The sequence below is a fragment of the Methylobacterium cerastii genome, assembly GCF_022179125.1.
In the GTDB taxonomy this organism is placed as follows: domain Bacteria; phylum Pseudomonadota; class Alphaproteobacteria; order Rhizobiales; family Beijerinckiaceae; genus Methylobacterium; species Methylobacterium cerastii.
This window is the reverse complement of sequence record NZ_BPQG01000082.1, coordinates 1-21723: the sequence shown is the minus strand read 5'-3', so window position 1 is coordinate 21723 and position 21723 is coordinate 1. Positions and strand designations below refer to the sequence as shown.

The window sequence follows — 21723 nt, the reverse complement described above, 5'->3', positions numbered from 1 at the left end:
CGTCGCAAAAAATCGGACGTCCCGGCGCGGAGCGGTCGCGGGGCCGTATGGCCGGCGGACCGCCAAGTCCGCGCCCGCCATCGCCTGCGAGGCGGAGCCTTAAGGCCCTGATAACCACGCGCATGCGTTCGTGATCCGGACCTGTCTGGATCCGTTCGATGGCGATTCGCGCACAACACGTTGAGAATGCGGAGGTTCGTGCAGCGAACGCAGATGGCGCGAGATCGGCCGACGGCACCCTGGCATCCGGCCTGTTGCGCTTGGCGCGCTGGCGGCTCCTGGCCATGCATCACGCGGCGGGTGTGGGACATCTCGGCGGCAACCTGTCGGCCTTCGATGCGATGATGCTCCTGCATCACGAGATGCTTCGTCCGCAGGACCGGTTCGTCCTGTCCAAGGGGCACGCGGCGGGGGCCTACTACGTCACCCTGTGGAGCCGCGGGCTCATCACCGACGCCGAGCTCGACAGCTTCCATGGCGAGGGCACCCGGCTCGCCGGGCATCCGCCGGCGCGGGGCGTGCCCGCCATCCGCTTCGGGACCGGCAGCCTCGGCCACGGCGTTTCGCTGGCGGCGGGCCTCGCCCTGTCGATGCAGCTGCAGGACCGGCCCGGGCACGTCTTCTGCCTGACCTCCGACGGCGAATGGCAGGAGGGGTCGACCCTCGAGGCCTTGATCTTCGCCGCCCACAACAAGCTCGTGAACCTGACGATCCTGATCGACAACAACCGGCTCCAGGGCTTCGGCACCACGCGGGACGTGGCCTCGATGGAGCCGCTGGCGTCGAAGCTCGCCGGCTTCGACGTGGAGATCCGCGAGGCCGACGGGCACGATCTCGCCGACATGCGCCGCGCCCTGTCGGCCGGCCGGGAGCGGCCCACGCTCGTCGTGCTCCATACGGTGAAGGGCTACGGCGTCCCCGCGATCGAGGGGCGGATGGACAGCCACTACCTGCCGCTCACCGACGACCAGTATCGCGAGGCCGTCACCGGCATCGGAGGCCTCGGGGCATGACGCGCCGGAACGCCATGCCGGACGACCTCCACCGATCCCTTCGCCCCCGACCCAGCCTGTGGTGCGTGCCGTGAGACGCCAACTCTGCGACGCCCTGGTGGAACGGGCGGCCCGGCCCGACCTCGTCTTCCTCACGGGCGACCTCGGCTTCGGCGCCTTGGAGCCCCTGCGCGACGTGCTGGACCGGCGCTTCATCAACGCCGGCATCGCCGAGCAGAACATGGTGGGCGTCGCCGCCGGCATGGCGAGCGAGGGGATGGAGCCCTGGACCTACACGATCGCGCCGTTCTGCTACGCGCGGGCCTTCGAGCAGATCCGCAACGACGTCTGCCTGCACGCCCTCCCCGTCCGGCTCCTCGCCAACGGCGGCGGCTACGGCTACGGCGTCATGGGCGCCACGCATCATGCCTTGGAGGATTACGGCGTCCTCTCGACGCTGCCGAACCTGCATCTCTTCATCCCGGCCTTCGACGAGGACGTCGCCGCGACGATCGCTGCGGCGGGAGCCCTTCCGGGCCCCGCCTATATCCGCCTGGGACGCGGCGAGTTGCCAGCGGGCACGATCGCGCCGGCCTACGCACCGTGGCGTCGCCTGCGTGCCGGGACAGGCCCGGTGGTGGTCGTCGTCGGCCCGATGGCCGGTCCGACCCTCAGTGCCCTCGAAGACGACGCGGCCGAGATCTGGGCCGTCTGCGAGCTGCCGCTGCGTGTCAGCCCGCCGCCGGAGGCGTTCGTCGCCGCCCTGCGGAAGAGCCGCCGCCTCTGCGTCGTGGAGGAGCACGTTGCGCAGGGGAGCCTGGGCCAAAGCCTCGCCGCGTGGTGCCTGGAGACCGGCGTCGGCCTCGACGGCTTCCGCATGCTCAATGCGCAAGGGTATCCCTCCGGGACCTACGGCTCGCAGGCCTTCCACCGGCAGGAGAGCGGCCTCGATGCGCCCGGCATCCGTGCCGCCGTGCAGGCGATGGGCGCCGCATGAGCCCGGATTCCGCGCACTGGATCGGAACGCTCAAGGGCCCGATCGTCGTCCTCGGCGCGGGCGGCTTCGTCGGCTGCAACCTGTTCCGGGCCATCCGGGCGGTGCGGCCGGACGTGTTCGCCGTGGTCCGCAACCTTCCAGCCCCGCGCCTGCGCGACGTCGACCCCAGCCATCTCGTCGAGGTCGACCTGAACGACCGCTCGGCGGCCCGAAACTTCGTCGAGGCGATCCGCCCGGCCACGGTCTTCGACTGCGTCGCCTACGGTGCCTACTCCTTCGAGCAGGACGCCGACCTCGTCTACGCGACGAACTTCACCGCGATGGTCAACCTCGTGGAATTGCTGGCGGCCGGCGGAACGCTCGCGGCCTACGTCCACGCCGGCAGCTCCTCCGAGTACGGTTCCAACTCGGACGCGCCGAAGGAAGATGCGGAGCTGAGGCCCAACAGCCCCTATGCCGTGTCGAAGGCCGCAGCGAGCCATTACCTGACCTTTGCCGGGCGGACGCGGCGCCTGCCGGTCGTGAACCTGCGGCTCTACTCGGTCTACGGCCCCTACGAAGACGCCTCGCGCCTGATCCCCGCCGTCGTGGCGCGCGGATTGGAGCGCGGCTACCCCGACTTCGTCGATCCCGGCATCGCGCGCGACTTCGTCTACGTCGACGACGTCTGCGAGGCCTTCGTGCGCGCCGCCGCCAAGATGGACCTCGATCTCTACGGCGCGTCGATCAACATCGGCTCCGGCGTCCAGACGACGATCCGCGAGCTCGCCAGCCTCGCGCAGACGACGTTCGCGATCCCCGATGCGGCCCGCTTCGGGGACATGCCGGCACGCGGCTGGGACCTGACCCGCTGGCAATCCGACCCCGCCAAGGCCGAGCGCCTCCTCGGCTGGCGTGCCCGCACGTCCCTGGACGAGGGCCTGACCCGGACCGCCGCATGGATGCGTCAGGCGGACCCGGCGCTGACCGGCCTGACCAAGCGCCACGGGTCGGCGCCGCGCCGGCGCTCGATCGCCGCCATCGTCGCCTGCTACAAGGACGAGGAGGCGGTGCCGGTCATGCATGCCCGCCTCACCGCGGTGTTCCAGCGGATCGACGTCGACTACGAGATCATCTTCGTCAACGACGCCAGCCCCGATCGCTGCGGCGAGCGCATCCGCGAGATCTCGGCGCGCGACCCGCACGTCCTCGGGATCACCCACTCGCGCAACTTCGGCTCGCAGATGGCCTTCCGCAGCGGCATGGAGCTCGCCACCGCGGAGGCCTGCGTCCTGCTGGACGGCGACCTGCAGGACCCGCCCGAGCTGATCGAGCAGTTCTACGCCGCGTGGCTCGCCGGGGCGAACGTGGTCTACGGCCGCCGGGTCGAGCGCGACATGCCCTGGATCTGGGGGCTGCTCTACAAGGCGTTCTACCGGGTGTTCGCGGCCTTCAGCTACATCCGCATCCCGCACGACGCCGGCGACTTCTCGCTGATGGACCGGCGGGTGGTGGGCTGGCTGCTGAACTGCCCCGAGCGCGACCTCTTCATGCGCGGCCTGCGCGCCTACGTCGGCTTCCGCCAGACCGGCGTCGACTACGTCCGCCCCAAGCGGATGTTCGGCGCCAGCACCAACAACCTCCTCTCGAACCTCGAATGGGCCAAGCGCGGCATCTTCTCGTTCAGCAACACGCCCTTGAAGATCCTGACCGCATCCGGCTTGGGCCTCCTCGCCCTGACCGCGATCCTGAGCCTCGGCCTGATCGTCGCGCGCCTCCTCGTGCCCGACATCGCTCCGCGCGGCGTGACCACCCTGCTGCTGGCGATCCTGTTCTTCGGCGCCCTCAACCTGTTCGGGATCGGTCTCGTCGGGGAATACGTCGCCAAGATCATGGAGGAGGTGAAGGGCCGCCCGCGCCTCATCCGCGCGGCGCTGATCCGCAACGGCGTCTCCAGCGACCTCCTTCCGGACGGACGATCGATCCCATGAGCCTCCTCGACGACCTGCGCGGTCGCGACTGCCCGGTCTGCGGCGCCTCCCAGGCCGGCTCGGCCCCGTTCCTCTCGGCCAGCGTCGATCCCGCGCGGATCGGCAGCTTCAGCTTCGCCTCGCGCAAGCGGCCGGAATTCATGTCGTTCCGGCTGGTCCGCTGCCTGACCTGCCAGACCGTCTACGCGGCCGAGGCGCCCAGTGCCGAAACGCTGGCCGACGCCTACGCGGCCGCCGACTACGACACCTCCGAGGAAGCCGACCTGGCGGCGCAGACCTACGCGCGGGCGCTGGCGCCCTTTCTCGATGCGGGCATCCGCGACGGGGCCGCCCTGGAGATCGGCGCCGGCACCGGAAGCTTCCTGCGCGAGCTGCAACGCCTGGGCTTTCGCCACGTGACGGGCGTCGAGCCCTCGAGCGCGGCCGTCGCCGCCGCCGCCGACCTGCGCGACCGCATCCGCGTTGGCGTGTTCGACCCCGCCGACCACGCGCCCGAGAGCCTGTCCTTCATCGGATGCTTCATGACGCTGGAGCACGTGCGCGATCCGTTGGCGCTGACCCGGGCCGCGTTCTCGCTGCTGCGCCCCGGCGGGGTGCTCGCCTTCGTCACCCACGATCACCGCGCGCCGATCAACCGCCTGCTCGGGCGCCGGTCGCCGATCATCGACATCGAGCACATGCAGCTGTTCTGCCATGCCAGCCTGCACAAGCTCCTTGCGCGCACCGGCTTCTCCGAGGTCGCGATCACCGCGATCCGGAACGCCTATCCCCTCCGCTACTGGTTGCGCCTCCTGCCCCTTCCGGGTGCGATGAAGACCGCCGCCATCGCCGGCGCGGATGCGACCGGGCTCGGCCGGCTCCGCGTCGGCCTGAACGTCGGGAACCTGTTGACGGTGGCGCGCAAGCCCGTCGCGCCGACCCCGTGACGGCGCCGCGCCTCGGACAGCTTCCCTTCGCGACGATTCTCTGCCTCGTCGCGCTGCCGAACCTCGCGTTCCTGACGACGCACCTCGCGAGCCCGCTCCTGGGCGTCGCCTGCGTGGCCTGCACGGTGGTTGGCGTCCTTGCGACCCTGCGCGCGGTGCTGCGGCAGCCGGTCCCCCTCGACGGTCCGCTCCTGGTAGGCGCGCTCGGCGTCGGCTTCGCCCTCTGCTGCGTCGGGGGCCAGGCGCACGTCTTCTACGCGAACGACGACTGGCTGATCCGCGACGCCGTCCTTCGAGACCTCGTCGCCGAGCCGTGGCCGGTGGGGTATCGCTACCTGGGCGAGGCGACGACCCTGCGCGCACCGCTCGGGATGTACCTCGTCCCGGCGGCGTTCGGGAAAATCCTGGGGTTGCGCGCGGCCCATGTCGCGCTGTTGGCGCAGAACGGCGTCCTGTTCGGATGCCTCCTCTACGTCTTCGCGCAGGCCTCCACGCCGCGGCGCGCCGCGTGGTCGGTCCTTGCGATCTTCGTCCTGTTCGGAGGCTGGGACGTCGCCGGAGCTTGGCTCCTCGACGAGCCGCTGGCCTTCGGGACCCATCTCGAGCATTGGATGCCGGGCCAGCAATTCACCTCGCACGTCACGCAGGTGTTCTGGGTGCCGAACCACGCCGCCTCGGGCTGGACGTTCGTGGCTGCCTACCTCCTCTGGCATCGCAGGCGCCTCGACCTCGGCGGCCTGGTGTGCGTCTTCGGGCTTTGCGCGTTCTGGTCGCCGCTCAGCCTGATCGGCGCGCTGCCGTTCCTGGCGCGGGCCGTCGTCGTGGATGGTGTGCGCGGACGCCTGCGGCTTCGGCAGATGCCCGCTCCGATCTTCGTCGCCGTCGGACTGGCGCCGACGCTGCTCTACCTGCTCGCCGACGGCGGACGCGTTCCGCATGGCTTCGCGGCGATCGATGCGAGCTTCGTTGCGAGATACGTCCTGTTTCTGCTCGTCGAAATCGGCCCTGTCCTCGTCATCCTCTATACGGCATCGCGATCCGATCTTCAGCGCCGGGACTCGGTGTTGGGCGCAGACATGCCGCTCGTCATCCTCGTCCTGTCGTTCGTCCCCTTGTATCGGCTCGGCGTGCTCGACTTCGTCATGCGCGCCTCCATTCCGGCGCTTGCCATCCTCGCCCTCCGTTTCGGCGAAGTCGCGACCGCCCCGTGCAGGCCCCGACGGCGGGTCGCGACGATCGCCGTCGTCCTGCTCGGCGCCGGCGCGCCCATCTACGAAATCGGCCGGGCCTTCCTGAAACCCGCCTTCGCGATCAGCGACTGCACCCTGCTCGATGCGTCGCGGTTCCCGCCGAACGACGGGCCGCTCTTCCACTATCTGGCGCGCAAAGCGGTCATCGAATCCTCTGTCGCCGGGAGGATCTTGGCCGTTCCGCAGCGCGTCTTGGAGGTTAGCGCGAGGCCGACATGTTGGCCGGACCGTGTTTCGGAGACCGACCCTATGAAGGTCGCCGAGTCTCTCCGAAGCGCGCGGAACTAGCATCCGCCGTCGGCGCGTGGCGTCGCTCGACGAGCCGACGGCGGCGGCGAGAACGCCGCGGCGGGACGGCTTACGCGGCGGCCAATCCGCCGACGCGCGTCACGGCGCGATCGAGGCTTGCGCGGCCTGGAGCAGTTCCGTTGCCAGCGCCTCGTCGTCGACGGCCCGGGCCAGGACGACGGCGCCGACGAGGGTCGCCACCGTCGCCAGGGCGCGTTGCCGGCGCCGCTCCTTCGACGCCTTCGGCGTTAGGTTGGCGACGATGGAGGCGAGGCCTTCGATCCCTTGCGCGAATCGTCCCCGGACGGCGCTGCCTGCACTTTCCCGCGAGACGTCGTTGGCGAGCGCCGCCAGCGGGCAGCCCTTCCCCGGCGTGCGGACGTGGTCGAGGGACAGGTAGTTCGCGACCACGGTGTGGGTCGTGCCCCGGTATTCTTCCGCCAGCGCGGTATCGAAGGCTTCGGCCGCCAAAGCATCCTTGTTGGCGAACTGGCCGTAGAAGCCGCCATGGGTCAGGCCGGCGGCGGCCATGATGTCCACGACCCCGACGCCGTGGAGGCCGCGCTCGCGGAACAGGGCCGCGGCGACTTCGACGACGCGCTGTCGGTTGATCCTGGCCTGTTCCTGCGAGACTCTCGGCATGGCCCGATCCTTCGGCGTGTCCGACGACGATATAAAGGCGACCTGCCCTCCCAAGAAGGGCCCGGCTCAAGGCTCGGCCGGCACTGGCATCGCCTGGTCATCGGCGGCGACGCGCCGTTCGCGCGTCGCCCGCCCGACCCGGAACCACAGGGCGTAGAGGGCGGGCAGGAACAGCAGGGTCATCAGCGTGCCGACGCCGACGCCGCCGATGAGGACGTAGGCGAGCGCCCCCCAGAACACCGAGTGGGTGAGCGGGATGAAGGCCAGCATGGCCGCGGCCGCCGTCAGGATCACGGGCCGGGCCCGGCGCACGGTGGATTCCACGATGGCGTCGTAATCCGCCAGGCCCGCCGCCTGGTCGTGGTGGATCTCGTCCACCAGGATCAGGGTGTTGCGCATCAGGATGCCCGACAGCGCGATCAGCCCGAGGATCGCGTTGAAGCCGAAGGGCTGCTGGAAGACCAGCAGGGTCGGCACGGCGCCCACGAGGCCGAGCGGCGCGGTGGCGAACACCATGAACATCGTGGAAAACGAGCGCACCTGCAGCATGATCACCGTCAGCGTCACGATCAGCATGATCGGGAACACCGCGACCAGCGCCGTCATCGCCTTGGCGCTCTCCTCCACCGACCCGGCCGTGTCGATGCGGTAGCCCGGCGGGAGCTTCGCCTTGATCGGTTCGAGGAGGGGGAAGACCTGGGCGTGGATGTCGGGCGGCTGCAGGCCGTCGAGGACGTCGCCCTGCACACGGATGTAGGCCTCGCGGTTGTAGCGCTTGAGCACCGCGTCCTCGGTCCGGCTCTCGAGGCGGGCCACCTGAGAGACCGGCACCTGGCGCCCGTCCTTGGTCGTCAGCGTCAGGTCGCCGACCTCGCCGAGCGAGCGCCGCTCCGGGCCGGGGCTGCGCAGGACGACGTCGACGGCGCGCAGGTTCTCGCGCACCTGGGTGGCGGGCGTCCCGTTGAGGTAGCTCTGCAGTTGCTGGGCGGCCTCCTTCGGGGTCAGGCCGATCAGGCGCAGGCGCTCCTGGTCGAAGGCGAGGCGCAGGCTCGGCGTCCTGTCGCCCCAGTCGAGGTGGACCATCCGCATGTTGGGATTGCTCGCCATCACCCCTCGGACCTCCTCGGCGATGCCGCGGATCACGTCGAGGTCGGGTCCGACCACCCGGAAGGCGACGGGGAAGCGGACCGGCGGGCCGAACACGATCTGCAGCACCCGCACCCGCGCCTCTGGGAAGCGGCCCTCGTCGACGAGCTTGCGCACCTTGATCCGCAAGGCGTCGCGGGCCTGGGCGTCGGCGGTCTGCACCACGATCTGCGCGAAGGCCGGATCGGGCAATTCGGGATCGAAGGAGAGCACGAAGCGGGGCATGCCCTGGCCGACATAGCTCGTGATCTCGCGCGCCTCGGGCAGGTCGCGCACGGCCGTCTCGATCCGCTTGACGCTGGCTTCGGTGGTGGCGAAGGCGGAGCCCGTCGGCAGGGTCACCTCGACGATGAGCTCGGGGCGCTCGGAGTTCGGAAAGAACTGCTGCTCGACGCGGCCCATGCCGACCACGGCGAGCGCGAACAGGCCCACGGTGATGCCGGCGGCCAGCCACTTGTGGTCGACGGACATCCGCACGACCCGGCGCAGGCGCTCGTAGTTCCTGGTGGCGTAGATCGCCCCGTGGCCGCCTTCCACCGTCTTGATGTTCGGCAGCAGCTTGACGCCGAGATAGGGCGTGAAGGTCACCGCCACGATCCAGGAGACGATCAGCGAGAAGGCCACCACCCAGAAGATGTTGCCGGCATACTCGCCCGCCGTGGAGGCGGCGAAGCCCACCGGCAGGAAGCCCGCGATGGTCACGATGGTGCCGGTGAGCATCGGCGCGGCGGTCGAGCGCCAGGCGTAGGTCGCCGCCTCGACGCGGTCGTAGCCCTCCTCCATGCGCACCACCATCATCTCGATGGCGATGATGGCGTCGTCGACCAGCAGCCCGAGCGAGATGATGAGGGCGCCGAGCGTGATGCGGTCGAAGTCGCGCCCCGTCACCATCATCACCACGAACACCGCCGAGAGGGTGAGCGGCACCGCCAGCGCCACCACGATGCCGACCCGGAATCCGAGCGCCACCAGGGAGACGAAGATCACCACGCCGAGGGCGGTGAAGAACTTGACCATGAACTCGTGGATGGCCTCGTCGATGACCTTGGCCTGGTCGGTGATCTTGGTGAAGCCGATACCCGCCGGCGTCTCGTGGTGGATCGCCACCTCCTCGGCGTTCAGCGCCGCACCGAGCGCGAGGCCGTCGAAGCCGGGCTTCATCACCAGGCCGAGGATCAGGGCGGGCTCGCCGTCGTTGCGGATCGCGAAGACCTTCGGGTCCTCGTAGCCGCGCTTCACCTCGGCGACGTCGCCGAGCTTGAGGCTGCGGTCGCCGGCGGCCACGGGCAGATTTCGGATGGCGTCGAGCCCGTCGATCGCCCCGTCGAGGCGCAGGTACACGCGCGGACCCGCCGCCTCGACGAAGCCGGCCGGGGTCACGTCGTTCTGGTTGGCCAGCGAGGCCAGCAGTTGCTGGCCGGTGATGCCGAGCGTCGCGAGGCGCTGGTAGGAGATCTCCACGAAGATCTTCTGCGCCTGCTCGCCGAGGATGTTGATCTTCTCGACGCCCGGCACCCGCAGCAGGCGCTGGCGCAGGTCCTCGGCGCGCAGCACGAGCTGGCGGTGCGGCAGCCCCTTGGCCTGGAGCGCGTAGAGCGAGAAGTAGACGTCCGAGAACTCGTCGTTGAACAGCGGCCCCATCACCCCGCGCGGAAGGCTGGAGGCCTGGTCGGAGAGCTTCTTGCGAGTCTGGTAGAACTCCGCCTGCAGCTTGGCCGGCGGCATGTTGTCCTTGAAGAACACCTTGATCAGCAGCAGGCCGGGGCGCACCGTGGTCTCGGCGCGGTCGTAGTAGAACAGTTCCTGCAGGCGCTTCTCCAGGGGGTCGGCGACCTGGCGCTGCATCTCGTCCGTCGTCGCCCCGGGCCACGCCGCCGAGACGACCATCGTCTTGACGGCGAAGCTCGGGTCTTCGCCGCGCCCCAGTTTCTCGAAGGCGAAGAAGCCGGCGCCGATGAGCGCGATCAGCAGGAACAGGGTGACGGCCCGCTCGCGGACGGCGAGGGCCGAGAGGTTGAAGCCGCTCATCGCACCACCCCGGTCATGCCGGCGGGCGCCTGGCGGACCTTCTCGCCGGCCTTGAGGAGGTGGGCCCCGAGCGCCACGATCCGATCGCCGGGGTTCAGTCCGGCGACGACGTCGGCCCGCTCCTCGCCCATGCGGGCGACCCGCACGGCCTGCGGTTGGACGGTCTCGCTGGCGGCGTCGTAGCGCCAGACCGAGGGACCCTGCCCCTGGTCGAACAAGGCCGCGAGCGGCACCTCCACCGATCCGGCCCGGGCGGCGTCGAGGTCCTTGAGCTGAAGGGTCACCGTGGCGCCCAAGGGCGCGGCCTCGCCGCCGCCCGAGAGGATGTAGCGCGCCCGGTAGGTGCGCGTGGCCGGGTCGGCGGTGGCGGACAGCTCGCGCAGGCGCGCCGGATAGGTCGCCGCGCCCTCGGCGTAGAGGGTGGCGGAGGCTTCGCCCTTGGTGCCGGAGGCTTCGCCCTTGGTACCGGAGGCTTCGCCCTTGGCGGCGCGGCGGCTGCCCTCGGGCAGGAACACCTCCGCCTCGCGCGCCCCGTCGCGGGCGAGCTTGACCACGGTCTGGCCGGCCGCGACCACCTGGCCGGGCTCGGAGGGCACCTCCATGACCACGCCGTCGGCGTCGGCCTGGAGCTCGGCGTAGCCCGCCTGGTTCTGGATCTGGCTGGCCTGGGCCTCGGCGTTGGCGAACTGGGCGATGGCGGCGTCGGCCGCGCCCTTGTTCTGGTCGTAGGTCTGCTTCGAGGTCCAGCCGTCGGCGACCAGCTTGCGGCTGCGCTCCTCGTCGGCCTTGGCCTTGATCATCTGGGCGCGGGCCGCCTCGACGGAGGCGCGGGCGGCGGCGAGCGCGAGGGTGAAGTCGGTGCGGTCGAGGCGCATCAGGGGCTGGCCGAGGCGCACGCGGTCGCCTGGGTCGACGAGGCGTTCGAAGATCTTGCCGCCGACCCGGAAGCCGAGGTTGCTCTCGGTGCGGGCGCGGATCACGCCGGTGTAGCGCGACACGGCGCCGGGACCGGGGACGACCTCGGCGACCTGGACCAGGGGCGGCTCCGGCGTCACCGCCGTCTTCGCCGGCGCGCAGGCGGTCAGGGCGACGCCCGCGAGCCCCAGAACCAGTCTTCGCAACATCGCCGCCCCCGTCGCCGTCTGCTCGGTCGTAAAATTATGATCATCATCTATTAGGGCGCACGGTCGGCGTCAATGGGCGTCGTCGGAGGGGGCGGACGCATTCGTGGCCGCGCGGCCGGCAGGGCGATTGCCGATGCCGATTTGGTCTCCGGACTTCCACCGGCAGCACCGCGTCATCCCGGGGCCGCGCAGCGGAGCCCGGGATCCAGACACGCAGGTCGAGCCGGACTTTGTACCGTCGGCGGTTCTGGATTCCGGGCTCGCCTGCGGCGACCCGGAATGACGGTGCGGTGCCATCTGCAAGCGCCCTGCGAGGGCGTCGCGGCGGCTCAGGCGCCCTGAGACGCCCCGTGGTGGCGCGCGTTCCGCTTGATGACTTGGGGCGGCTGGCCGAACGCGCGGAGGAAGGCGCGCCGCATCCGCTCCCGGTCGGCGAAGCCCGTCTCCCGGGCCACCGTGTCCAGCGAATGCCGGCCGTCCTCCAGCATCGTCCGGGCGGCGTCCAGGCGGAGGTTCTCGACCGCCTTGGCGGGCGATTGGCCGGTCTCCTCCCGGAAGACGCGGCTGAACTGGCGCGGGCTCAGGCGGGCGGCCTCCGCCAGCTCCTCGACGGAGAGCGCGTTCTTCAAATTGCCCCTGGCATAGGCCAGGACCGTCTGGACCCGGTCGGACCGCGGCTGAAGCTCCAGCAGGGCCGAGAACTGCGACTGGCCGCCCGTCCTGCGGTGGTAGACGACGAGGTTCTTCGCGATCCCCTTCACCATCTCGGGGCCGAGGTCGTCCTCGACCAGGGCCAGCGTGAGGTCGATCCCGGCCGTCATCCCGGCCGAGGTCCAGACGTTGCCGTCGGAGACGAAGATGCGGTCGTCGTCGACCTGGATCGACGGGTGGAGCCGCTGCAGGTCACGGGCGTGGGCCCAATGGGTCGCCGCCCGCCTACCGTCGAGCAGGCCCGCCTCGGCCAGGAGGAACGCCCCCGTGCAGGTCGCGGCGACGCGGCGCGCGGTGGCGGCCGTCTCGCGCAACCGCGCGATCAGGCCGGGGGCCGACGGGCCGACCTTGATCGAGCCGACCACGAGGACCGTGTCGAAGCACCGGCCCGCGAAGGGCTCGGTGTCGACGACCATCCCGATCGACGTCCGGATCGGCCCGCCGGCCTCGGACAGGAACGTCACCGCGTAGAAGTCGTGGCCGACCACGAGGTTGGCGATCTCGAACGCCGTCAGAGGAGCCAGGTTCATCGCCTGGAAGCCGGGGAACAGCACGACACCGATGGACGGCATGGCGGACCTCGCGACGAATGTCCGAAAAGGGTGGATCTTCGACATATGGGATATGCCGGAGGCCGTCTAGGTTTCATCGCAACGGACGTGGATGCCACCCGGCCTCGCCCCCGTCGCCCAGGAACCCGATCGCCATGAACCCCATCGCCATGAACCCGACCGCCATGAACCCGATCGCCATGACCGCGCCCTCCCCCGTCGCCGCCGGCACGGACGCCGATGCCTACACGCGCCGCTGGCTCGCCTCCGGCGAGATCGCCCACGCGACCCTGAGGGACGGGACGCGCATCCGCTACGTCCGCGTGGGCCATGGCCCGGCTCTGGTGCTGACCCACACCGTGCGCACGCAGCTCGACCTGTTCCAGCGCGTGATCCCGCTGCTGTCGCCGCACTTCACGATCTACGCGCTCGACCTGCCGGGCTTCGGCTGGTCGGACCTGAAGCCAAGCCTTCCCAAGGACGAGCCCACCCTTCGGGCGGCCCTGATGGGCTTCATCGCCGAGCTCGGCATCGCGCGGCCGATCCTGGCCGGCGAGTCGATCGGGGCGACGCTCTCGCTTTCCCTCGCCGCGGAGCTCGGCGACAGGGTCGAGCAGGTCTTCGCCTTCAACACCTACGACTACCGGCCGGGCCTCGAGCGCTCGAACCTGCTCGCGTCGATCATCATCAAGAGCGTGCGCGCACCGGTCGTCGGCCCGGTCTTCGCGGCCCTGGAGAACCGGACCATCACCGGCGGCATCATGAGCGGCGGCTTCCACGACCCGAGCAGCCTGCCCGCGGACCTCCTCGACGAGTACGCCCGCGTCGGCGCCCGCGCCGGCTACAGCACGGCGTCGCGGACGCTGCTCAAGGCCCTCCCGAGCTTCGTCGCCGCCCGCGCCCGCTACCGGTCCATCACCGCGCCCGTGACGCTCGTCTGGGGCGACAAGGATTGGTCGACGCCGCGGGATCGCGCCGGCGTCGAGGCGGCCGTGCCCTCGCCCTCCGTCGTCACCCTCGAACGGACCGGGCACTTCAGCGCGCTGGAACGCCCGCAGGCCTGGGCCGACATCATCCTCGCGGCGACGAAGGCCCGCGCCGCCTCGTGAGGCACGGCGTGCCGCCGCACTGCATCACCGCATTCGCCCTGCCATTCGCCCGTTCATTCTTGGAGCCGAGCCGATGACCTTGGAGCCGAGCCGATGACCTTGGAGCCGAGCCGATGACCGACCCCATGACCTCGACCCGCGTCACGGTGGAGCACGTGACGCTTCGCTCGGCAAAACCCTTCGCGGCGGTGCGGGAGGCGCTGGAAGCCGCGGTGCCTCCCCTCGACCACGCCTACGCTGCGCTCCTGCGGGACGGGCATGTGGACGCGGCGCGCGACCTGCTCGAACGGCAGGCGCCGCTCTCGATCTTCGGCGCCCGCGACCATGGCGGCCTGCTTCTCACCGCCGGGCTCGCCCGCAAGGCGATCCAGTACGACATCGGCAACCCGCTGACGGCCGCGCGGATGACCCGGCACGTCCTCTCGGCCGCCCTGTACGCGCCGATCCGCGTGCTCCTGCGCGAGGACACCGAGGGCGGCGTCGCGTTCGAGTACGATCGCCCGGTCACGACCTTCGGGCAGTTCGGAACGCCGGAGGTCGACGGCGTCGCGGCCGACCTGGACGAGCAACTCCGTGGCGTCCTCGCCGCGGCGGCGTGACCGCCGCGTCCCGGCCGCCTGCGCATCAGCGCTTGAGGCCGATGAAGTCGACGAAGGCGCGCAGCGGCGCGGGAAGGTGGCGGCGGCCGGGATAGTACAGGTACGGGCCCGAAAACCCCTGCCACCACGGTTCGAGCACCGGCTCCAGCGCCTGCGTGTCGAGGTGGGGCCGCAGCCAGTCCTCGAACAGGGTGAGGATGCCGACGCCCGCGATCGCGGCCTCGACCGCGAGATCCGTGGCGCCGCCGACGCGCACCGTCAGCGGTCCCGTCGGATGGATGCGGACCACCTCGCCCGCCTGCTCGAACTCCCAGGCCAGCGTGGCACCGCTGGAGAAGCGCCCGCCGATGCAGGCGTGGCGCAGGAGGTCGTGCGGGTGCTGCGGCCGGCCGTGGCGGTCGAGATAGGCCGGCGAGGCCACCGTGGCGAAGCGCTGCCGGCGCGGGCCGATCGGCACCGCGATCATGTCCTGCTCCAACCGCTCGTCGTAGCGGATGCCGGCATCGCAGCCCGCCGCCAGCACGTCGACGAAGCCGTCCTCGGCCACCACCTCGAGCCGGATCTCGGGATAGGCCGCCAGGAACGGCGGCACGATCGCGGGCAGGACCAGCCGGGCGGCGCTGACCGGCACGTTGAGCCGCAGGGTTCCCGCCGGACGGTCGCGAAAACCGTTGACCACGTCGAGGGCGGCGTCGACCTCGCCCAGGGCCGGCCCGAGCCGTTCGAGCAGCCGGGCGCCCGCCTCGGTGGGGGCGACGCTGCGCGTGGTCCGGTTCAGCAGGCGCACGCCGAGGCCGCGCTCGAGCCGGCTCACGGCCTCGCTGAGGCCCGACGCGCTGCCGCCGCCGGCGCGGGCGCCGTCCCGGAAGCCGCCGGCCCGCGCCACGGCGACGAAGGCCGCCAAGTCCGCGAGGTGTGTCGCCATCGTTCGAAATCCCGAACAGCCCGTACCGAGAATGCCTGCTTATCCGATCAATCGCGCCCGTCTACATCCCGGGCGGCAAGGGAGATTAGACATGACCATGATCGCATCGGCCGGGACGTTCGCGCTCGGACATCGCACCGTGAAGCGGATCGGATACGGCGCCATGCAGCTTGCCGGGCCGGGCGTGTTCGGGCCGCCGAAGGATCGCCGGGCGGCGGTCGCGGTGCTGCGTGAGGCGGTGGCGCAGGGCGTCGACCACATCGACACCAGCGACTTCTACGGACCGCACGTGACCAACCAGCTGATCCGCGAGGCGCTGCATCCGTATCCCGACGACCTGGTGATCGTCACCAAGGTCGGCGCGAGGCGCGGCCCCGACGCCTCGTGGAACCCGGCCTTCGCGGCGGACGAGCTGGTGCAGGCGGTCCACGACAACCTGCGCCATCTCGGCCTCGACGTCCTCGACGTGGTCAACCTGCGCCTGATGTTCGACGTGCACGGGCCGGCCGAAGGCGCGATCGAGGCGCCGCTCACGGTGCTGGCGGACCTGCAGCGGCAAGGCTTGATCCGCAGCATCGGCCTCAGCAACGCGACGCGGCGACAGGTGGCGGACGCGCGGCGCATCACGGACATCGTCTGCGTGCAGAACCAGTTCAACCTCGCGCACCGAGACGACGACGCCCTGATCGACGAACTCGCGGGCGCCGGCACCGCCTACGTTCCGTTCTTCCCGCTCGGGGGCTTCAGCCCGCTGCAATCCGAGACGCTGTCCGCGGTCGCCGGACGCTTGGGCGCGACGCCGATGCAGGTCGCCCTGGCCTGGTTGCTGCGGCGTGCGCCCAACGTGCTGCTGATCCCCGGCACGTCGTCGATCGAGCACCTGCGCCAGAACCTCGCCTCAGCCCGCCTGACGCTGCCCGACGACGTCCTCGCCGAACTCGACGCGATCACGCCTGCGAGCGAGGGCGCCTGAACCGCTTCATCGCGCACCCCGTCCGGCGGGTGATCTCGCCGGGCGGCCTTGCGCCCGTGCGTCCTGACGCACGCTTCGGATCGCGGGCGGGGCGACGGCGCCCGCCCGGCTGCCGTCGCGGAGAGCGGGTGTCAGGCAGCCAAAGGCAGGGCGGCGATCGATCCTTCGACGATCGGGGCGACGTCCCTAGGCCCGAACAGCAGCTGATAGATCGCGGCCGGCGTGCGCGCCTGACCGTTGGCGTCGACGATCCGGACATCGGATAGACCGGAGGCCTGCAGCGAGAGGCCTTGCTCCAGGGCGTCCAGCATTGACGTGTAGTGGTGCGAGAACCGTTGTGCCGAGATGCGAGCGGTGACGGTGAAGTTCACGGACGCCAATCCTGACTGTCGCGCTCGGCCGGCGGCCCCATGGCCGTGATCCGAGACATAGCGATGGATGAAGGGAGGATCACGGGACAGGACCGGCGCGGCACTGAAATCCGCCGCGTCGCCTGATGAACCCTGCCTCGCAGGCAATAGAGGCGGTTGGTTGACGAAAACTTAGCCCAGTATGGCGGGGGCGTGTCTTTTTCGATTGTGAGGGGTCGTGACCCGGAAAACGCTGCTCGACCAGATCAACGCGATCCAGATGGCCCGCACCTACTGCCTCTTGGTGAACGCCGATCCCGACGCGGTCGTCGCGGGCTACTTCGTCGACGCGACCGGCCAGCGACGACGCGTCAGCAAAGCCCGCTGGCGCTGGTATCGCGACATCGCCGAACCACCCCCTCCGAAGCTGCCGGAGCCTACCGGGACCTGAGCCGGTTCGATACCGAACGCCGCGGCTTTCACGGTCCGGCGTGAAGACCGGGCGGCCTCTACTTCCGCGCCGCCATCAAATCGTGCGTCAGGACGGTCAACTTGCCGATCAGGCCGGTGATGTCGGCCCCCTTGCACGACCACTGCGTGCCGACCGCCTCGCCATCCGCGGACACGGACACGACGGCGACCGAGCGCAGCTTGCCTTCGCGCGCCAGGTCGAGCTGGTCCTGCAGCACGGCGATGATGGAGGCGGTGTCCGCATCCGCGACCGCAGCGGAGATCCGCGCAGGAAACGGCACGACGACCCCGGCATCCGCTTGTTCGTTCATCGCCATCACGCCCTCGCCTGCCCCGAAAGAGGAGCCGAGGCTTGTGCGACTGTCAGGGACAAAGTGTGGCAGCGTGTCCGTATCGACGAACGTCGATCCCCAGTGTGGCTGCCAGAGCACTCAGGCATCAGGACCGCAGGGTTTTGAAATCCTATTGGACCGCTGCTCGGCGTCGAGCCGATACCGAAGCAACCCCCGTGCTTTCGGATCGCACGCCACGCGTCGAACGGCGAGCACGGAAGTCGAACCTCGGCCACGCGGTCGTGCAGACCCAGGATCATGTCCGGCGCTGCATTCGAGAGCGCTGTACGGACGATTCAATGCAGTCTGTCGAAGCGGTCAGACCGAACGGCGGCGGGCTCGACGCGGAAGCGCTCGATGATCCGGATCGTGGCGGGAGATGCCATGTTGGGCGCAACGCCCTCAGCGAGGCCGGAAGACGCCCGATGAGAAGTCTCTCATGCGACAGGCGCAAGAATCGGCGCAAAGCTTAGATGTGTTGGCGCGCCCTGCGGGAGGAAGCGCCACCATTCACACCATCAATGTTGTCAACGACTTACGCCGCATGGGAAGCGCTATGTTATGCGTTGGGTGATACGCGAACAAGCCTTATCGGGCACGAATACGTTTGACCGGCAGGCTAGGTGTTCGAAAGCGCTGGACCATTGCCAGCGAATAGCCGAGCTTCGGGTAATACCCGCCGCCGTGGCGGGTCGTACCGTTGCTCGCAATGCTCCTCGATCTTGTTTCCGCCAGTGCCGATGAGGCTCACCCTGCGCCCCCAGCCTCCGAGCCGGCGAGGCGCACCCGGACGCCCAAGCCGGCGCTTATGCCCGCCGAGGCCAGGAGCGCCGACGCCCGAACCATCGCGGTCCTGGAAGCGGGCGGCATCGACTTCCGACCCACCCAGGAGACGAGCCTGCTGGTCCTCTCGACCGGCGTTGAGCATCCACTTCCCAACCTGAGGGAACGGCCCATCTTCGCCGTCCACCATCGGCGCCGGGTCGCGGAGATGGCGCTGACCTTCGACGCCTTCCGGCAGGGCCGGGACCTCGGGAATCTGCGGCTCGTCGGCCTGCGCCCGGTCGAGGGTAAGGCCCCCCTCGGTGGCCTCGATGAAGCGTTTACGGCCTTTTCGCGGGCCTACAACACGCATGTCGGGCGGCTAGTCACGGCGGGGACGATCGAGCCGATGCTGACCGCGATCCATATCCGCTTCGATGTGGCGCTCGGTGCGTGGGACCTCCACGCACATGCCCTGTGGAACGTGCCCGATGCAAACATCGATGCCATGTGGATCGGCCTGGGAACCCACTTCTCGGACAAATGGATTGATGGAGAGCGGGTCAAATCTCCGGGGGCGGCTGCAAATTACTGTCTGTCGTGGACCATCGACCATCGGGAGATGATGAATTGGCCGGAGGAGGCGGTGCTTGAGCTTTGGGATCTAGAGCGACCGCGCTTGATGCGGCCGGCCGGCGCCTTCCTCGTCCGTCGCCGAGACCTCAAGACGAAGGTACTTCGGAGAGATGGGGATATCGTGCGGATCGAAGACCGGCCCGTCACCGGCCCCCGCTGCAAGGCCGCCAGACGCCCAGGGCCGCCCGTCAAGGGGGCTCGCGTGGCCAGCATCACCAACGCCCGTATCGGCGGCAAGCGGGAGCGCTGCGCGGTCCTGAAGCGGCCTCGTACCGACGTTCGGCAGTCGAAGGTCATGATCGAGGAGGCCAGTCTTTCCCACCCCTCGCGCGTGCGCGCAGACCTCGCCTACGGCGAGTACCGGCTTAACTCCTCAACCACCGATCCAACGCCGAAGTCTCCTGTTGCCTGCGCTTCCAAGGTCCCGTCACGCCGTACAACCCGGCGATGGGTCCAGAGAGACGTAAGGGCCGCGCTGGATGCCCTCCCGGCTCGCCGGGGGTGGATGCGCAAGGCGTGGCCCCTGGCAAGTCCCAGGCGGCTGCCGCTTGCAATCGTCCGGCGGTTCGCCACCCCGCCGCCTAGTTCGACTGTCTTGCCCAGCATCGGGGTCGTCAGCGATAGGGGTCCCGACCTCAGCACGGTTAAACGGAAAGGCCGCGCAGGTGCCGTGCCGGCCCCGCCGGGCCGCCCACTCTCGCCGTCCTGCCGGGCCTCGCCCGTCCCGCCTGAACAGCCTTCATGCCGCACGCCGAAGCGCATAGGAGCGCCCACCATCCGTCGTGGTCACGAAGCCCAGGCGCGCGAGAGCCGCCAAGACCGCCCCGACCCGCTCCTCCAGGCGGCGCGCCTTCCGGAAACCCGATGCGATGGCAGTGGCGTCGAGAGGCCCCGCCGCCCCCATGAGGGCACCCATGACCACGGCGGTCTGTGCCATGTCATCGGCCGGGAAGCCGGGCTTGCCGGTAGCCCCGTCCGCGACCACCAAGTCGGCCTCGACTTGTTCCCCGGTTCCTTGGGCAGGGGTGCCCAGGCGTGGCACCTGGAAGCCCGGGCGCAGCCAGTGGACCACGCCCCGAACCTCGTCCGCCGCCCGTGCCTTGTTGAGGGCGACGAGGCGCGCCAGCATGTCGTCATCCGTAAGGTTCGCCGGCCAGCCGTAGGCGTCCGCCACCGCGACGTCGAGGTCATCGTGAAGCTCGCGCAGGATCAGGACCAGGGCGGCGTCCAGAATCGCTCGGTCTTCTTCATCAAGGGAGGTAACCCTGATGCCAGCCCGGAGCTTGGTCAGGACGTTGTAGGCGTCGGTCAGGCTAACTCCGGGGTGGAGGACCTGCCTTTCCTTGCGGTGGGCGTCCAGGGCCTCCGCTGCCCGGCGAATGCGGTCGCGCTGAGACGCCGTCGCAAGTGGGAACGGAAAGGGGTCGAAGCAGCGGGACTTCACGTAGACAGAATCGTTCCCGATCCCAAGCCATCCACCGGCCCGCATCGCCCAGGTTACATGGATGCGTGAGGACAGGACGCCTAGATGAAATGCATCGTCCGTCCCTACCGCCACCAGCTTGTTGTCGGGCAGGATGCTCGCATCCAAGAATTGAAACAGGCGATGACGCATGGTCTCGACTGTGACCACGTAACGGGGCAGGCTAGCCGTGAAGCCACGCATGAGGGTGTTTCGGCGCCCAAAAAGCCACCAGTTTACCCGGCGATATTCTTCGTTGTTTTGGTCGCGCTCGGGCTTCACCGTCGTCAGCAGGTGTTGATAGACCTCAGGGAAGCGAGCGCGCACCTCGTCTGAACTGAAGCCGTCCAGGTCAATGACCATCACGCCCCGGGGCCGAGCGGTTAGGTCCCGTCCATGCCGGTACTGGCGGATGTGCCGCTCAAGCCCGGGTCGGCGCCCGAGGCCCAGGTCCGCCGCTTTTTCGGGTGTCACGATGAAGCCCGCCCCGTGGAGTTTCACCCCAGGCGAGCACAGGCCCTCGTTGGCCAGCAGCGTAATCGCGGTTGTCACGTCCGCGCCCACTGTGAGGTCGGAGTTGATGGTGCCCGAACGCTCGTCCAGTTCGACCGCGGGCTGGTCCGTGTCGAGCCCCCCTTCCTGGATCACCTCTCGCAATACCCCGTCCTTGATGCCAGCCTCCACCACGGTCATGGCGATCCGCACCGCTGCGGCGTCCCGCGTGGCCTTGGTCCAGGGATGATCAGGAATGGCCGTCACGAGCGAAATCGGCCGCTTGGCCTTGAGGTGGCGTTCCATGACCCGACGTTGGAACACCTGACTGATGCTGTTGGTGGTCACAAAGCCGAAACGGCGCAGCATCGTACCCTTACGGGTCAGCAATTCCGCGGCCCGGTCCCACCAGAACATCACGAAATCGGCGCTCTCGTTCATGTGCGGGTGCGCCGCCCAAAGCGCTTCGGTGTAGGCATCGCCAAGGCGCGCCCGAAGGTCCTTGCCGCCGATGAAGGGCGGGTTGCCAACAATGAACTCGGCTGCGGGCCACTCTGGCCGGCGGGGATTGCGGTGGAGGGTGACGGGCTGCGGGGTCCCATCCGAACCGAGCCGGGTCTGCGGCTTGCCGCTCTCGTCCCGGGCGAGCACGAGCTCGGACGCCAGCACCGCGTCGAAGGAGCCTCGGACGTTGCGGAAGGCTTTCAGGATCGGGTCGGACGGCGCACCGCCGCGGGTCCGGAAGTGCCATTGCAGGTAGCCGATCCAGAGCACCAGTTCGGCAATGGCGGCGGCGCGGGGGTTCAGTTCCAGGCCGAGGAACTGATGTGGGTCCACCGTCGAACCTTCGAGGCCACTCAGGTGTAAAGGGCGGACCAATTCCAGGCCGCTGTGGCGGAGTAAAACCAGGCCAGTGGCGGCCGGCAGCTTGAACGATGAAGGGGCCCGATCGGGCGCCTTCATCGTTCAAGCTGCCGGCCGCCACTG

General features: G+C 69.6%; 17 protein-coding genes. 9 read left to right on the top strand and 8 right to left on the bottom strand.

Annotated features, from left to right (window positions below):
- Positions 1-284: 284 nt before the first annotated feature.
- From MFF13_RS22645 to MFF13_RS22625, 5 genes are all read left to right on the top strand, one after another.
- Complete coding sequence (locus tag MFF13_RS22645) at positions 285-1013, top strand: transketolase (RefSeq protein ID WP_147831405.1); 729 nt, start codon at positions 285-287, stop codon at positions 1011-1013.
- Between the two features lie 70 nt (positions 1014-1083).
- Positions 1084-1989: a transketolase family protein gene (locus MFF13_RS22640; protein WP_147813363.1), complete on the top strand. Its 906-nt coding sequence runs from the start codon at positions 1084-1086 to the stop codon at positions 1987-1989.
- Entirely contained in the window at positions 1986-3959 is a 1974-nt protein-coding gene (locus tag MFF13_RS22635; RefSeq protein ID WP_238272986.1) for an NAD-dependent epimerase/dehydratase family protein, read from the top strand. The genes MFF13_RS22640 and MFF13_RS22635 overlap by 4 nt, the downstream gene beginning before the upstream one ends.
- Positions 3956-4885 carry a class I SAM-dependent methyltransferase gene (locus MFF13_RS22630; RefSeq protein WP_147831401.1) on the top strand — a complete coding sequence of 310 codons (930 nt, stop codon included), beginning with the start codon at positions 3956-3958 and terminating at the stop codon, positions 4883-4885. Before MFF13_RS22635 ends, MFF13_RS22630 begins: the two co-directional genes overlap by 4 nt.
- Positions 4882-6423 carry a hypothetical protein gene (locus tag MFF13_RS22625; protein WP_238272985.1) on the top strand — a complete coding sequence of 514 codons (1542 nt, stop codon included), beginning with the start codon at positions 4882-4884 and terminating at the stop codon, positions 6421-6423. Before MFF13_RS22630 ends, MFF13_RS22625 begins: the two co-directional genes overlap by 4 nt.
- Positions 6424-6522: 99 nt before the next feature.
- On the opposite strand, the gene MFF13_RS22620 is transcribed toward MFF13_RS22625, so the two are convergent.
- The 4 genes from MFF13_RS22620 to MFF13_RS22605 all read right to left on the bottom strand — a co-directional run bounded on the left by MFF13_RS22620 (position 6523) and on the right by MFF13_RS22605 (position 12646).
- Positions 6523-7065: a TetR/AcrR family transcriptional regulator gene (locus MFF13_RS22620; protein WP_147831397.1), complete on the bottom strand. Its 543-nt coding sequence runs from the start codon at positions 7063-7065 to the stop codon at positions 6523-6525.
- Positions 7066-7131: 66 nt separating this feature from the next.
- A complete protein-coding gene (locus tag MFF13_RS22615; protein WP_147831395.1) occupies positions 7132-10239 on the bottom strand; it encodes an efflux RND transporter permease subunit in 3108 nt (1035 codons plus the stop codon).
- Positions 10236-11363, bottom strand: a complete 1128-nt coding sequence (locus tag MFF13_RS22610; protein WP_147831392.1) for an efflux RND transporter periplasmic adaptor subunit — start codon at positions 11361-11363, stop codon at positions 10236-10238. The genes MFF13_RS22615 and MFF13_RS22610 overlap by 4 nt, the downstream gene beginning before the upstream one ends.
- Positions 11364-11692: 329 nt before the next feature.
- Complete coding sequence (locus MFF13_RS22605; RefSeq protein WP_147831390.1) at positions 11693-12646, bottom strand: GlxA family transcriptional regulator; 954 nt, start codon at positions 12644-12646, stop codon at positions 11693-11695.
- Positions 12647-12780: 134 nt separating this feature from the next.
- Here MFF13_RS22605 and MFF13_RS22600 point away from each other — a divergent pair, with 134 nt between their 5' ends.
- Together MFF13_RS22600 and MFF13_RS22595 are read left to right on the top strand one after the other, a co-directional pair.
- Positions 12781-13734 carry an alpha/beta fold hydrolase gene (locus tag MFF13_RS22600; RefSeq protein WP_187273749.1) on the top strand — a complete coding sequence of 318 codons (954 nt, stop codon included), beginning with the start codon at positions 12781-12783 and terminating at the stop codon, positions 13732-13734.
- Positions 13735-13847: 113 nt separating this feature from the next.
- Positions 13848-14333, top strand: a complete 486-nt coding sequence (locus tag MFF13_RS22595) for a DUF302 domain-containing protein (RefSeq protein ID WP_147831386.1) — start codon at positions 13848-13850, stop codon at positions 14331-14333.
- Positions 14334-14358: 25 nt separating this feature from the next.
- Here the strand turns inward: MFF13_RS22595 and MFF13_RS22590 are convergent, their stop codons facing one another.
- On the bottom strand, positions 14359-15258 hold the full coding sequence (locus tag MFF13_RS22590) for a LysR family transcriptional regulator (RefSeq protein ID WP_147831384.1): 900 nt from the start codon (positions 15256-15258) through the stop codon (positions 14359-14361).
- A gap of 91 nt (positions 15259-15349) precedes the next feature.
- Here MFF13_RS22590 and MFF13_RS22585 point away from each other — a divergent pair, with 91 nt between their 5' ends.
- The gene (locus MFF13_RS22585; RefSeq protein WP_147831383.1) at positions 15350-16231 is read left to right on the top strand and encodes an aldo/keto reductase family oxidoreductase; all 882 of its coding nucleotides are present in this window, start codon (positions 15350-15352) and stop codon (positions 16229-16231) included.
- A gap of 131 nt (positions 16232-16362) precedes the next feature.
- Here MFF13_RS22585 and MFF13_RS22580 read toward each other — a convergent pair whose 3' ends face one another.
- Positions 16363-16602 carry a hypothetical protein gene (locus MFF13_RS22580; RefSeq protein ID WP_147752467.1) on the bottom strand — a complete coding sequence of 80 codons (240 nt, stop codon included), beginning with the start codon at positions 16600-16602 and terminating at the stop codon, positions 16363-16365.
- 217 nt (positions 16603-16819) lie between these two features.
- Between MFF13_RS22580 and MFF13_RS22575 the strand changes: the two genes are divergently transcribed.
- Positions 16820-17032 (top strand): hypothetical protein, encoded by a 213-nt coding sequence (locus MFF13_RS22575; RefSeq protein WP_147752466.1) that lies wholly within the window; start codon positions 16820-16822, stop codon positions 17030-17032.
- A gap of 58 nt (positions 17033-17090) precedes the next feature.
- On the opposite strand, the gene MFF13_RS22570 is transcribed toward MFF13_RS22575, so the two are convergent.
- Both MFF13_RS22570 and MFF13_RS22565 read right to left on the bottom strand, forming a co-directional pair.
- The gene (locus MFF13_RS22570) at positions 17091-17363 is read right to left on the bottom strand and encodes a hypothetical protein (RefSeq protein WP_147752490.1); all 273 of its coding nucleotides are present in this window, start codon (positions 17361-17363) and stop codon (positions 17091-17093) included.
- A gap of 2158 nt (positions 17364-19521) precedes the next feature.
- Positions 19522-21699: a class I SAM-dependent DNA methyltransferase gene (locus MFF13_RS22565; RefSeq protein WP_238272983.1), complete on the bottom strand. Its 2178-nt coding sequence runs from the start codon at positions 21697-21699 to the stop codon at positions 19522-19524.
- Between the last annotated feature and the right edge of the window lie 24 nt (positions 21700-21723).